13 protein-coding genes are annotated in these 13024 nt (G+C 66.9%); 10 read left to right on the plus strand and 3 right to left on the minus strand.

Going from position 1 to position 13024, the window contains the following annotated elements; translation table 11 throughout:
• On the plus strand, positions 1-843 hold the full coding sequence (locus KV203_RS06055; RefSeq protein ID WP_174522032.1) for a transglutaminase family protein: 843 nt from the start codon (positions 1-3) through the stop codon (positions 841-843).
• A 29-nt stretch (positions 844-872) separates the two neighbouring features.
• Here KV203_RS06055 and KV203_RS06060 read toward each other — a convergent pair whose 3' ends face one another.
• Positions 873-1448, minus strand: a complete 576-nt coding sequence (locus tag KV203_RS06060; protein WP_066469056.1) for a type II toxin-antitoxin system PemK/MazF family toxin — start codon at positions 1446-1448, stop codon at positions 873-875.
• A 20-nt stretch (positions 1449-1468) separates the two neighbouring features.
• Between KV203_RS06060 and lepA the strand changes: the two genes are divergently transcribed.
• Positions 1469-3376 carry a translation elongation factor 4 gene (gene lepA / locus KV203_RS06065; protein ID WP_281422398.1) on the plus strand — a complete coding sequence of 636 codons (1908 nt, stop codon included), beginning with the start codon at positions 1469-1471 and terminating at the stop codon, positions 3374-3376.
• 60 nt (positions 3377-3436) lie between these two features.
• Here the strand turns inward: lepA and KV203_RS06070 are convergent, their stop codons facing one another.
• Positions 3437-5443, minus strand: coding sequence for a glycoside hydrolase family 15 protein (locus KV203_RS06070; RefSeq protein ID WP_066469223.1), 2007 nt, complete (start codon positions 5441-5443; stop codon positions 3437-3439).
• Between the two features lie 120 nt (positions 5444-5563).
• Here KV203_RS06070 and KV203_RS06075 point away from each other — a divergent pair, with 120 nt between their 5' ends.
• The 8 genes from KV203_RS06075 to stf0 all read left to right on the plus strand — a co-directional run bounded on the left by KV203_RS06075 (position 5564) and on the right by stf0 (position 12052).
• Positions 5564-5773 (plus strand): hypothetical protein, encoded by a 210-nt coding sequence (locus KV203_RS06075; RefSeq protein WP_066469054.1) that lies wholly within the window; start codon positions 5564-5566, stop codon positions 5771-5773.
• A 125-nt stretch (positions 5774-5898) separates the two neighbouring features.
• Positions 5899-5988: an Ms4533A family Cys-rich leader peptide gene (locus tag KV203_RS19980; RefSeq protein ID WP_343228051.1), complete on the plus strand. Its 90-nt coding sequence runs from the start codon at positions 5899-5901 to the stop codon at positions 5986-5988.
• Positions 5989-6106: 118 nt separating this feature from the next.
• Entirely contained in the window at positions 6107-7135 is a 1029-nt protein-coding gene (locus tag KV203_RS06080) for a sulfate ABC transporter substrate-binding protein (RefSeq protein ID WP_066469053.1), read from the plus strand.
• Between the two features lie 5 nt (positions 7136-7140).
• The gene (gene cysT, locus KV203_RS06085) at positions 7141-7983 is read left to right on the plus strand and encodes a sulfate ABC transporter permease subunit CysT (RefSeq protein WP_066469052.1); all 843 of its coding nucleotides are present in this window, start codon (positions 7141-7143) and stop codon (positions 7981-7983) included.
• 9 nt (positions 7984-7992) lie between these two features.
• Positions 7993-8799, plus strand: coding sequence for a sulfate ABC transporter permease subunit CysW (gene cysW, locus KV203_RS06090; protein ID WP_066469051.1), 807 nt, complete (start codon positions 7993-7995; stop codon positions 8797-8799).
• Positions 8796-9836: a sulfate/molybdate ABC transporter ATP-binding protein gene (locus KV203_RS06095; protein ID WP_066469050.1), complete on the plus strand. Its 1041-nt coding sequence runs from the start codon at positions 8796-8798 to the stop codon at positions 9834-9836. Before cysW ends, KV203_RS06095 begins: the two co-directional genes overlap by 4 nt.
• 1 nt (position 9837) lies before the next feature.
• Positions 9838-11232 carry a sulfatase family protein gene (locus KV203_RS06100; protein WP_066469049.1) on the plus strand — a complete coding sequence of 465 codons (1395 nt, stop codon included), beginning with the start codon at positions 9838-9840 and terminating at the stop codon, positions 11230-11232.
• 16 nt (positions 11233-11248) lie between these two features.
• The gene (stf0, locus tag KV203_RS06105; protein WP_066469047.1) at positions 11249-12052 is read left to right on the plus strand and encodes a trehalose 2-sulfotransferase; all 804 of its coding nucleotides are present in this window, start codon (positions 11249-11251) and stop codon (positions 12050-12052) included.
• A 2-nt stretch (positions 12053-12054) separates the two neighbouring features.
• On the opposite strand, the gene KV203_RS06110 is transcribed toward stf0, so the two are convergent.
• On the minus strand, positions 12055-12903 hold the full coding sequence (locus tag KV203_RS06110) for a formylglycine-generating enzyme family protein (protein WP_066469221.1): 849 nt from the start codon (positions 12901-12903) through the stop codon (positions 12055-12057).
• Positions 12904-13024 lie beyond the last annotated feature (121 nt).

Here is a 13024-nt window from a genome sequence, read left to right on the forward strand (position 1 = left end):
ATGACCTGGCGAATGCGTGTCGTCCACGCGACCGGATATGCCTACGACGCCCCGGTCACCCAGTCGTTCAACGAGGCGCGGCTGACCCCGCGCGCGGATCACCGACAGAACGTGGTGCTGAGCCGGGTCGAGACCGTTCCGGCCACTCGCGCATACCGGTACACCGACTACTGGGGCACCGCGGTGACCGCGTTCGATCTGCACGCGCCGCATACCGAGCTGGAGGTGACCAGCTCGTCGGTGGTCGAGACCGAGGCGTTCGCCGGCCCGACCGACGTGCTGTCCTGGGCCGAACTGCGCGACGAACATTTGTTGGACCGGTTCGACGAGCTGTTGACCCCGACCGCCTACGTGCCGCGGGAGCGCAAGCTGGCGACCGTGGCGCGACAGCTGGCGCGCGGGGTCACGCCGGACCGTGCCGTGGTCCGCGCGGCGGAGTGGGTGCATTCCGAGATGGAGTACCTGCCGGGCACTACGTCGGTGCACACCTCGGCGCTGCAGGCCTTCGCCGAACGTGAGGGCGTCTGTCAGGATTATGCCCATCTGACGTTGTTGTTGTTGCGCAGCATGGGAATTCCCAGTCGCTATGTATCCGGCTACCTGCACCCCGAGCCGCAGGCCCGGATCGGTCGGCCGGTCGACGGTCAGAGCCATGCCTGGGTGGAGGCGTGGACGGGCAATTGGTGGGCGTACGACCCGACCAACGCCACCGAGATCACCGAGCAGCACGTGTCGGTGGGGGTCGGGCGGGACTACGCCGACGTCCCACCGTTGAAGGGGATCTTCACCGGTGGCAGTTCGACCGATCTCGATGTCGTCGTGGAGGTTACCCGGCTTGCGTAGCCCGGACCGGGTTCGCGCCGACCGGCCGGTCAGCGCCAGCGGTACTCGGCCACCAGTCGATGCGCTACCAGGTCGAATCGCTTCCGCTCCAGGATCGCCCCCTCGCGTCGGATACCCGCCTCCGGCACATCGAGCACCCGGTCCAGCCGGACCCAACTGGGCCGGCCGTCCTGGTCCCACGTGCCGCGGCCGATGCCGATCCAGCGGCGGTCGGTCGCCCGGGCCGGATTGGCCGAGAGCATCAGGCCGAGCAGGGTATCGCCGTCGCGGCCGACCACCAGCACCGGTCGGTCCTTACCCTGACTCGGATCCTCCTCGTAGGTCACCCAGGTCCAGACGATCTCGCCGGGATCGGCCCGACCGTCCAGGCTGGGCGCGTAGACGAGCTGCCGGGCGCGTTCGGCCGTCGGCACTGTGGTGGAGGTCACCGGCCGTCCGGGCAGCTGGTCGGGCCGGCGGGTCAGGCTGTTCAGCGCCGCGGTGACGAGGTTTCCCGAGCGCTCGATCCCGTCCGCCAGCTTGGGAACCTGGCGCACCAGCCGGGGCGTCTGCTCCCGGGCGATGCTGCCGAGTTGCCGGCCGAGGGAGGAGAAGCTGCGAGCCATCCTTCGAGCCTAATATCCGGGTGAGTTGTAGATTGGACTACGCCGCCAGAATCCTGAAGGAGCCTTCGATCAGCAGTTTCGCCGACACGACCTTCACCGATCCCGCCCGCATCCGGAACTTCTGCATCATCGCGCACATCGATCACGGCAAGTCGACGCTTGCCGATCGGATGTTGCAGTTGACCGGAGTCGTGGAGGAACGGCAGATGCGCGCGCAGTACCTCGACCGGATGGATATCGAGCGTGAGCGTGGCATCACGATCAAGGCACAGAACGTCCGGTTGCCGTGGCGGGTCCGCGACGCCGACGGCATCGAGCAGGACTACGTGCTGCACCTGATCGACACGCCCGGGCACGTCGATTTCACCTACGAGGTATCGCGGGCGCTGGAGGCGTGCGAGGGCGCGGTGTTGCTGGTCGATGCGGCGCAGGGGATCGAGGCGCAGACCTTGGCCAACCTGTACCTGGCGCTGGACAAGGATCTGACGATCATCCCGGTGCTGAACAAGATCGACCTGCCGGCCGCCGACCCGGATCGATACGCCGCCGAAATTGCCCACATCGTCGGCTGCGACCCGAGTGACGTGCTGCGGGTGTCCGGCAAGACCGGTGCGGGCGTGGTGGATCTGCTCAATCACGTGATCGCCGAGGTGCCGCCGCCGGTAGGCGACCCGGGTGCGCCGTCCCGAGCGATGATCTTCGACTCGGTCTACGACACCTACCGCGGTGTGGTCACCTACGTTCGGGTCGTGGATGGGCGGCTCACCCCGCGCGAGAAGATCAAGATGATGTCCACCGGGGCCACGCACGAACTGTTGGAGATCGGCATCGTCTCCCCGGAACCGAAGCCGACCCAGGGCCTGGGTGTGGGCGAGGTGGGGTACCTGATCACCGGGGTGAAAGATGTGCGGCAGTCGAAGGTCGGCGACACCGTGACGTCGGCGCGGATTCCGGCGGCGGAACCGCTGACCGGATACCGCGAGCCGCGGCCGATGGTCTATTCCGGCCTCTACCCGGTGGACGGCTCGGACTATCCGGATCTCCGTGACGCGCTGGACAAGTTGCAGCTCAACGATGCCGCGCTCACCTACGAGCCGGAGACCTCGGTGGCGCTGGGGTTCGGGTTCCGGTGTGGCTTTCTCGGCTTGCTGCACATGGAGATCACCCGGGAGCGCTTGCAGCGCGAGTTCGGTCTGGACCTGATCTCCACCGCGCCCAACGTGGTCTACCGGGTCGAGTTGGAGGACGGCAGCGAGCTGATCGTCACCAACCCGTCGGACTGGCCGGCCGGCAAGGTGCGGTGCATCTACGAGCCGGTGGTGAAGTGCACCATCCTGGCGCCGAGCGAGTTCGTCGGGACCATCATGGAACTGTGCCAATCCCGTCGCGGCGAGCTGGGCGGCATGGATTACCTGTCGGAGAGCCGGGTCGAGTTGCGCTACACGCTCCCACTCGCCGAGATCATCTTCGACTTCTTCGATTCGCTGAAGTCGCGGACCCGCGGCTACGCCAGCCTGGACTACGAGGAGGCGGGCGAACAGTCGGCGCAGCTGGTCAAGGTGGACATCCTGTTGCAGGGGGAGGCGGTGGACGCGTTCAGCGCGATCGTGCACAAGGACGCGGCGTTCGCCTACGGCAACAAGATGACCACCAAGCTGCGTGAGTTGATCCCGCGCCAACAGTTCGAGGTGCCGATCCAGGCCGCGATCGGCTCGAAGATCATCGCCCGGGAGAACATCCGGGCGATCCGCAAGGACGTGCTGGCCAAGTGCTACGGCGGCGACATCAGCCGCAAGCGCAAGCTGCTGGAGAAGCAGAAGGAGGGCAAGAAGCGGATGAAGACCATCGGTCGGGTCGATGTCCCGCAGGAGGCCTTCGTGGCGGCGCTCTCCTCGGACGCGGCGGCGGACCAGCCGAAGAAGAAGTAGCCGGGGACTCGCGGCGGCCGGCCGGGGTTCCGATATCGATCCCGGCCGGCTACGTCCGCGTCAGCTGGGCCCGTTGGCCGGCTGGAACTGCCCCGCGTTGGCTGCCTCCTCCGCGCGGATCACGTGCATGACGGCGTTGATCTGTGCCAGGTGGGTGAACGCTTGCGGGAAGTTGCCGAGATGGCGGCCGGTATGGGTGTCGATTTCCTCGGCGTACAGCTTCAGCGGGCTGGCGTAGCCGAGCAGGCGGGCGCACAGATGCTTGGCCCGGTCCAGCTCACCGATCTCGACCAGCGCCGAGACGAGCCAGAACGAGCAGATGGTGAAGGTGCCTTCCTCGCCGCTCAGCCCGTCGTCGGTTTCCTCCACCTTGTACCGCAGCACCAATCCGTCCACGGTCAGCTCGTCGGCGATGGCGAGCACGGTGGCGCGCACTCGCGCATCATCCGGCGGCAGAAAGCGCAGCAGCGGCACCAGCAACAACGACGCGTCCAGCGCCTTGGTGCCGTAGTACTGGGTGAAGACGTTGCGGTCGTCCAGGCCGTAGGTCAGGATGTCGGCCTTGATCTCGTCGGCGATGTCGGTCCACTGTTGGGCATAGGTGTTCTCGCCGTGCATGATCGCCAGCTTGACGCCACGGTCCAGCGCCACCCAGCACATCACCTTGGACGAGGTGAAGTGCTTCGGCTCGCCCCGGACCTCCCAGATCCCGCGGTCGGGTTGGCGCCAGTGTTTGATCGCCTCTTCCACCTGCCGCTTGAGCAGCGGCCAGAGGTTTTCCGGGACGCGTTCGCGCGAGCGGACATGCAGGTACACCGAGTCCAGCATGGTGCCCCAGATGTCGTGTTGCTCCTGGTCGTAGGCCGCGTTGCCGACCCGGACCGGGCGAGCGCCCTCGTAGCCGGACAGATTGTGCAGCTCGTCCTCTTCGAGCTCCAGCTCGCCGCCGATCCCGTACATCACCTGCAGTGGAACCGGTTTGCCGTCTTTCATCGACACGTCGTACATGAACGCGAAGAAATCGTTGGCCTCACGGTCCAAGCCGAGCGAATAGAGGCCCCAGAGGGCAAAGGTAGAGTCGCGCACCCAAGCGTAACGGTAGTCCCAGTTACGCACCCCGCCAGGGGTTTCCGGCAACGATGTGGTGCCGGCGGCCATCAGCGCGCCGGTCGGAGCGTAGGTGAGCCCCTTCAACGCCAAGGCACTGCGCTGCAGGTAACCGCGCCAGGGATGGTCGGGGAACTTGCCGATGGTGATCCACTGCCGCCAGCACTCTGCGGTCTGCCACATCTTCTCCTGCGCCTCGGCGAAGGTGCGCGGCGGCGGCAGGTCGGACCACGACAGGGCGACGAAGATCTTGTCGCCCTCCTTCATCCGGGTGCGAGCTCGCGCCTCGCGGCCTTCCAGGCCGAGTCGCAGGTCGGTGGTCAAGGTGATCGGTGGGGCGCCGGACTCGGCCGATGTGCATACCGCGGTGGCCTGCTCGTATACCTTGCCGGTGTACTCCCAGCGGGCCGGTTGGCGGTGGTAGTCGAACGCCGGCTCGCAGCTCAGCTCCAGCTCGACCACGCCGCTGACGCAGCGCACGGTGCGGAGCAGAATATGCTCGGCGTCCCAATCCCACGGTGTCCGCCGGTGGGTTTTGCTGCGCTGATCGGTGTTGTGCCACGGCCCGAGCACCAGTGCGTCGCGGACGATCAGCCAGCCGGACTCGGTTTGCCAGGTGGTTTCCACAATCATGCCGCCGGGTAGGTAACGGCGCGCTGCCGGAACATTCTGGCCGTACGGGCCGATCCGGAAGTGACCGGCGCTGCGATCGAGCATGGCGCCGAATACGCTCGGCGAATCCGGGCGGGGCAAACACATCCATTCGACGGCGCCGTTGCGTGCGATCAGACACAACGTTTCGCAGTCGGACAGAAATGCGTAGTCGTCGATCGGGGGGAACGGACTTCGTTTACGCAGAATCTCCGCGCCGGCCCCGGTGCTGTCGCCGAACTCGTCGTTCAGTGGAGCGGGAACCGGGGTCGGCGCAACGATGTCGGTTTCGCGGTCGGGCGCGGTCATGGTGACATCATCGCTGTTCAGCGGGTAGCTCGCCACCGACTTGCGCGCAATAGTTACGCACGGATCCGAGTCGTCCGGGCCGCGCGCGGCGCACCGCTCTCGGCGGCCTAGGCTGGCGGAATGGAACGGATCGCGACCGGCTGGGATGCGGTCGAACTGTGGATTGCCGGACTTCCGTTCGTGCCCCAATTGTTCGTGGTATTACTCGCCGTCCTCCCGATCTGCTTCCTGATCGCCAGGACGCTGGACGCGACATCTGCGGCGATTGTGCGACTGGTCGGTCGGGGTGTCGGGGAATCGCGCCGCGACTCGATGGACGGCTTGGGTTGATGCCGCGCTCCAGGGTGACCACCGCACTCGTGCTGTTGCTGATCCTGCTGGTCGTGGCCTGGTTCGCGACCCGGTAGCCGGCTGGTCGACTGGCCTCCCTTTGGTCGCTCTGCTACGGTTTTCCGGTGCCCGCAAATTCCGCTCGAACGATCCGCCATGAGCTGGCGTTGATCTCGATCGGTGCGCTTGCGGTTGCCGACGTCGCCTGTCGGTAGCGGTCTGGTAGTGGTGAGCCCGGCGTAACGGACTCGAGGCTCGCCCATTCCTTTCGAATATTTCGGCTGCGCGTCGTCGCGTCGCCGTTCGGAGTTCCCGATGAGAGGTCTCGTCACCATGAAAAAGAAAACCTACTCCGCTGCAGCCGCTTTGGTGGCGATTGGAGTTCTGGCGCTCACCGCCTGCTCGGGTGGGGCCAGTGATACTGTGGGCGAGTCGAATTCCGCCGGATCGGGCGGAATAACCCTCAACCTCTATGCCTTTGCGGTACCCAAGCCTGGGTTCGACAAGGTGACGCCGGCCTTCGCCGAGACCGACGCCGGTAACGGAGTCACGGTACAAGCCAGTTATGGTGCGTCCGGAGATCAGTCCCGCAAGGTGCGCGACGGCGCCCGGGCCGACGTGGTCAATTTCTCTGTCGCGCCGGACGTCACCCGGCTGGTCGATGCGGGTTTGGTCGATTCGAACTGGAATGCCGATGCCAACAAGGGGATTCCGTTCGGATCGGTGGTGACTCTGGTGGTGCGCAAGGGGAACCCCAAGGGAATTCGGAACTGGGACGACCTACTTCAACCGGGTGTGGAGGTGGTGACGCCCAACCCGTACAGCTCGGGTTCGGCCAAGTGGAACCTGCTCGCGCCGTACGCGGTCAAGAGTGAGGGCGGACGTAATCAGCAGGCCGGTCTGGACTTTCTGGACAAGCTGGTCGGCGAACACGTGAAGGTGCAGCCGAAGTCGGGCCGTGAGGCGACCGAGACGTTCCTGCAGGGCACCGGTGACGTACTGATCAGCTACGAGAACGAGGCCATCTTCACCGAGCGCAACGGTGATCCGGTCGAACATGTCACCCCGCCCGACACGTTCAAAATCGAGAATCCGGTCGCGGTGGTGAAGACGTCCGAGCACCTCGCGCAGGCGACCGCCTTCCGCGACTACCTGTTCACCGAGCCGGCGCAGAAGCTCTGGGCCGAAGCAGGTTTTCGGCCGGTGGACCCGGCGGTGGCCGAGCAGTTCAGCACCGATTTCCCGACCCCGCAGAAGCTCTGGACAATCGATGACCTGGGTGGCTGGAGCGCGGTCGACACCGATCTGTTCGCGCCCGACACCGGCAAGATCTCGGTGATCTACGACAAGGCGACGAAGTAGCCGTCGTGAGTACTGCGCAGAAGTCGGCCGCGGGCCGGTGGCGCGGCGGCCCGCCGGCGTCCGGCGCGGTCGGATCGCTCGGCATCGGCGTGGCGGTGCTGTGGTTGTCCCTGATCGTGTTGTTGCCGTTGGCCGCGTTGACCGTCACCGCCTTCGAGGACGGGATCCGTGGCTTCTGGGCTGCGGTGACGGCGCCGGCCGCGCTCGCCTCGCTGAGCTTGACCGTGACGGTGTCCGCGGTGGTGGCGGTGATCAACGTCGTGATGGGCACGCTCATCGCGTGGGTGCTGGTGCGCGACGACTTTCCCGGCCGGCGACTGGTCGACGCGCTGATCGACCTACCGTTCGCGCTGCCGACCATTGTCGCGAGCCTGGTGCTGCTCTCGTTGTACGGGCCGCAGAGCCCGATCGATGTGCACCTCAACGCAACCCGGCCCGGCTTGGTCGTTGCACTGGCCTTCGTCACGCTCCCGTTCGTCGTTCGGTCGGTGCAGCCGGTGCTCCACGAGCTGGACCGCGACGTCGAACAAGCCGCAGCGTCGCTCGGCGCGGACAACTGGACCACCTTCCGGCGGATCGTGTTGCCGGCGTTGGCCCCGGCCATCCTGTCCGGGGGTGGGCTGGCGTTCGCTCGCGCCATCGGCGAGTACGGATCGGTGGTGCTGATCGGTGGGAACATTCCGCGGGTCACCCAGATGTTGTCGCAACACATCCAGCAGCAGATCGAAATCGATCGCCCGACGAGCGCCGCAGCCGAGTCGGTGGCGTTGTTGGCCATCGCATTTGCCACCTTGCTGGTGCTTCGGTTGTTCGCCGATCGCGGGTTACGCCGTGAACAGCGGGCGTGAGGGGGACCGGTGAAGCTTTCCTATCTGTCCCGGATCTCGCTGCGCACGGTCGCTCTGGGCTATCTGGCCGTGTTGGTGGTCCTCCCGGTCGGGATGATCCTGTGGCGTTCGTTCGAACGCGGTCTGGGGGCGTTCTTCGACGCGGTCAGCACGCCCGCAGCGATCTCGGCGCTGAACCTGTCGTTGCTCATCGTGGCAATCGTCGTCCCACTCAACGTGTTGTTCGGCGTGGTCACCGCGCTCGCCCTGGTCCGGGGCCGCTTCCCCGGCCGCGGTTTTGTGCAAGGCATCGTCGACCTACCGTTCGCGGTATCCCCGATCGTGGTCGGGGTATCGCTGATCCTGCTCTGGGGGGTCAACGGCTGGTTCGGCGGGCTGGACCGGTACGGGCTTCAGGTGATCTTCTCGCTGCCCGGCATGGTGCTCGCGACCATCTTCGTCACCTTGCCGTTCGTAGTACGCGAAGTGGAGCCGGTGCTGCACGAGATCGGCGACGAACAAGAGCAGGCGGCCGCGACGTTGGGTGCGTCCAACTGGCAGACCTTCTGGCGGATCACCTTGCCGGCGATCCGCTGGGGCCTGACCTACGGCGTGGTGTTGACCGTCGCTCGTTCGCTCGGTGAGTTCGGCGCCGTGATCATGGTGTCGTCCGGATTTCCGGGCGTCTCGCAGACCCTGACCTTGCTGGTACACGCCCGCTACATCGACGCGCACGACGCGTTCGGTGCCTATTGTGCGGCCACTTTGCTGATGAGTATCGCCCTGTTGACCTTGTTGTTGATGACCCTGCTCGACCGAAAGAGGAGTCCCCGATGATCACGGTGACCGGGGCGAACAAGCGCTACGGCAGTTTTGCCGCGTTGGACGATGTGTCGCTGGATATTCCGGACGGCTCGTTGACCGCGTTGCTGGGCCCGTCCGGATCCGGGAAATCGACGTTGCTGCGGTCGATCGCCGGACTGGAGACGTTGGATTCCGGCGTGGTCCGGATCGGTGACCGGGAGGTGACCGACGTGCCGCCGCAGAAACGGGATATCGGCTTCGTCTTCCAGCACTATGCGGCGTTCAAACACATGACCGTGCGCGACAACGTGGCGTTCGGATTGAAGATCCGGAAGCGGCCGAAGCGGGAGATCGCCGCCCGGGTCGACGAACTGCTCGGCATCGTCGGACTCGACGGCTTCCAGCACCGCTACCCGGCACAACTGTCCGGCGGCCAACGGCAGCGGATGGCGCTGGCGCGGGCGTTGGCGGTCGATCCGCAGGTGCTCCTGCTGGACGAGCCGTTCGGCGCGCTGGACGCGAAGGTCCGGGCGGACCTGCGGACCTGGTTGCGCCGGTTGCACGAGGAAGTGCACGTGACGACGGTGTTGGTCACCCACGACCAGGAGGAGGCGTTGGATGTCGCGGACCGGATCGCGGTGTTGAACAAGGGCCGGATCGAGCAGGTCGGCGCACCTGCGGAACTGTACGACCGGCCGGCGAACGAGTTCGTCATGTCGTTCCTCGGCTCGGTCGCTCGGCTCAACGGACATCTGGTGCGCCCGCACGACATCCGGATCGGCCGGGACCCGAGCATGACCCGGGCCCGCGACGAGGGGACGGCGGAGTCGGCGGGGATCACCCGGGCCACCGTCGAGCGGGTGGTGCCGCTCGGTTTCGAGGTGCGGCTGGAGCTGCGCAATGCGGCAACCGGTGAGCCGTTCACGGCGCAGGTCACCCGGGGCGACGCCGAGGCGCTCCAGCTGGCCGACGGCGAGACGGTCTATGCCCGGGCCACCCGGATTCCGGAACTGCCCGTGCGGGTGGAGTCGGTCGCCGCGTCCGCGGTACCGGTGACGAGGGGCGATTGACATGGACCAGCGATCGAACGTGCTGTTCGTGCATTGGCACGATCTGGGTCGCCATCTGGGCGTCTACGGCATGCCCGAGGTGTCGAGTCCGCGTGTCGACGCGCTCGCCGACCAGGGCATTCGGTTCACCCGGGCGCACGCCACCGCGCCGCTCTGCTCGCCGTCGCGGGGCTCGTTGTTCACCGGGCGCTACCCGCAGAGCACCGGACTGATCGGGCTGGCACACCACGGCTGGGAGTACCGGTCGGACATCCGTACCCTGCCCGCGATTCTCTCCGAATCAGGTTGGTACACACAGTTGTTCGGCATGCAGCATGAGACGTCGTTCCCGCCACGGCTCGGCTTCGACGCCTACGACGTGTCGAACTCGTTCTGCGAGTACGTAGTCGAGCGGTCGACCGAGTGGCTACGAACCGAGGCGGCCGCGCGGGGTCCGTTCCTGCTCACCGCGGGCTTCTTCGAGACCCACCGGCCCTATCCGGCGACCCGCTACCGGCCGGCGGAGCGGGTCGACGTGCCCGACTATCTGCCGGACACGCCGGAGGTTCGCGGCGATCTCGCCGAGTTCCACGGGTCGGTTACCGTCGCGGACGCCGCCGTGGGCGAACTGCTGGATACGTTGGCCGAGACCGAGCTGGATCGGACCACGTGGGTGGTGTTCGTCACCGATCACGGCCCGGCCTTTCCCCGGGCGAAATCGACTCTCTACGAGCCGGGTACCGGGATTGCCCTGATCATCCGGCCGCCCACGGCGCTGGGGATACGGCCGTTCGTCTACGACGAGTTGTTCTCCGGAGTGGATCTGGTGCCGACCCTGTTGCAACTGCTCGGGCTGCCCGAACCCGACGACGTGGAGGGCTTCTCCCACGCAGCGCAGTTGCTGCAGCAGGCCCCGACGGAGCCACCGGTGCGGACCCAGGTGTTCACGTCGAAGACGTATCACGATTCGTTCGATCCGATCCGGGCGATCCGCACCAAGGACTACAGCTACATCGAGAACTACGCGAACCGGCCCGAACTCGACCTGCCGTGGGATATCGCGGACAGTCCGGCCGGTCGGGTCGTGCAGGGCCGGGTGTCGGGGCCGCGCCCACACCGGGAGCTCTACGACCTGCACGCCGATCCCGGCGAGACCGACAACCTGCTGCTGAGCTCCGGCGAACGGCGCGCGAGCGCCGAAGCGGTCGCCGAAGATCTGGCGCTCCGGCTGCACACGTGGCGAGAGTTCACCCAGGACGTGATCCCCTCCGAATTCGTCGGGACTCGGATCTCCGAGCGCTACACCGATACCTATCTGCGCGTCCACGGGTCGAGCTTGGCGTCGCGGGAGGCGCTCGGTGGGAACCGTGGATACGTCGTCGCACCGGCGACCGACCGGCCGCAACGAGACCATTAGCAACAAAGGACGACCTGTGGCCGAGTTTCCGACCAAGTATCTGGTTCTGGCATCGCAACGCAGCGGGAGCACACTGCTGGTGGAGTCGTTGCGGGCCACCGGGGTTGCCGGTGAGCCGGAGGAGTATTTCCAGCAGCTGCCGGAGACCGGCCGCGCGCCGCAACCCCGGGATTGGTTCGCCGGGGTCAGCGACCCCAGCCTGCTCGAATTGCTTCCGCCGTCGCAGCCCGGCGCCGCCGAGCCGGAGTCCGCCGTCGACCGGCGGGACCGGATCCTGCGCGCCGGGTGCAGTCCGAACGGGGTGTGGGGCGGCAAGCTGATGTGGAATCAGACTGCGCTGCTGCAACAATGGGCCGCGGAGCTACCCGACCGGTCCGGCTCGGATCTCCGTTCGGCGATCCGGGACGTGCTCGGCGACGACGTGCTCTTCGTGCATGTCACCCGACCCGACGTGGTGCACCAGGCGGTGTCGTTCTGGCGGGCGGTGCAGACCCAGACGTGGCGGGCGCCCCGGGAGCGGCGGGCCGACACCAAGGCGCGGTACCACGCCGGCGGTATCGCCCATCTGCTGCAGGTGCTCCGGAATCAGGAGCGGAGCTGGCGGGAGTGGTTTACCGAGGCGGGGATCACGCCGATGAGGGTCAATTATCGGGATCTCGCGGCGGACACCACCGCGGTCGTCGCTGCCGTGCTGGCAGCGTTGGGTCAGGATCCGGCGCTGGCGCCACCACCGGCCTTGGAACGGCAGGCCGACGTCCGGTCGAACTCATGGGTCGAGCGCTACCTCGTCGAGGCGATGGCAAAGGGGTTGCCGGTCTGAGCTCACCGGCGGACGCAGCGGAAACCGAGATGTCCGGTAGCGGAGTCCGCGCTCTGCGGTTGTCGGGCTGCCGGCCGATAGCGCAGGCAGTAGTTGGGCGCACACAGGTGCGACCCGCCTTTGATCACCCTCGGTGACCGCGGGTCGCCGCCGGTGCGGTCCGGTGTGCAGCAGGAGCGCAGCCGCGCCGGTCCGGCGGCGTAGCGGTCGGCAGTCCACTCCCAGACGTTGCCGGTCATGTCGTACAGCCCGAACCCGTTGGGCGGATAGCTGCCCACGGCCGATGTGGTGCCGATACCCAGGCATTGCCAAGGGAATTCGCCGATCCACGTGTTGGCTCGGCCGCGCGGGTCCGGATCGACGCCCCAGGCGAACGGTTGCCGGTCCAGGCCGCCGCGCGCGGCCAGCTCCCACTCGGCCTCGGTCGGCAGGTCTTTGCCGGCCCATCGGGCGTAGGCCAGCGCATCGGTGTGCGAGACCTGGGTCACCGGGTGGTGGTTCCGCCCGGTGACCGAGCTGTCCGGGCCGCTCGGATGGCGCCAATCTGCGCCGGGGGTCCACGACCACCACCGGCGGATGTCGGTCAAGGGCACCGGGCCGTCCGGTGGGTCGAACACCAGCGAGCCGGGCACCAGCTGCGCCGGGTCGGCGTCGGGATAGTCTGCCGGGTCCGGCGCGGTTTCCGCAGTCGTGACGTAGCCGGTGGCCATGACGAACTCGGCGAACATCTGCACGGTCACCGGGGTGAGGTCGATCTCGAAGCCGGCCACCGAAACCTGGTGGATCGGCCGTTCCTCCGGGTAGTAGTCGGCAGACCCGAGCCATCCCACCGCGCCGGGCACGGCGGCCATTCGGCCGGCGATCACGCCGATCGGTGCGCCGCAGCGGCGGATCCCAGCATGGTGCTCAGCCTCATTTCACCCTGTCCTCGGTCGCGACCTTACGCTCGTTCGGTCACTGCTCGTCCGGTTC

It is taken from the genome of Skermania piniformis, assembly GCF_019285775.1.
Classification (GTDB): Bacteria; Actinomycetota; Actinomycetes; order Mycobacteriales; family Mycobacteriaceae; genus Skermania; species Skermania pinensis.

Coding starts and splice junctions, on each gene's coding strand:
- KV203_RS06055 (WP_174522032.1), top strand. CDS start 1: ATGACCTGGCGAATGCGTGTCGTCCACGCGACCGGATATGCCTACGAC.
- KV203_RS06060 (WP_066469056.1), bottom strand. CDS start 1,448: ATGGCTCGCAGCTTCTCCTCCCTCGGCCGGCAACTCGGCAGCATCGCC.
- KV203_RS06070 (WP_066469223.1), bottom strand. CDS start 5,443: ATGACCGCGCCCGACCGCGAAACCGACATCGTTGCGCCGACCCCGGTT.
- KV203_RS06075 (WP_066469054.1), top strand. CDS start 5,564: ATGGAACGGATCGCGACCGGCTGGGATGCGGTCGAACTGTGGATTGCC.
- KV203_RS06080 (WP_066469053.1), top strand. CDS start 6,107: ATGAAAAAGAAAACCTACTCCGCTGCAGCCGCTTTGGTGGCGATTGGA.
- KV203_RS06095 (WP_066469050.1), top strand. CDS start 8,796: ATGATCACGGTGACCGGGGCGAACAAGCGCTACGGCAGTTTTGCCGCG.
- KV203_RS06100 (WP_066469049.1), top strand. CDS start 9,838: ATGGACCAGCGATCGAACGTGCTGTTCGTGCATTGGCACGATCTGGGT.
- KV203_RS06110 (WP_066469221.1), bottom strand. CDS start 12,903: ATGGCCGCCGTGCCCGGCGCGGTGGGATGGCTCGGGTCTGCCGACTAC.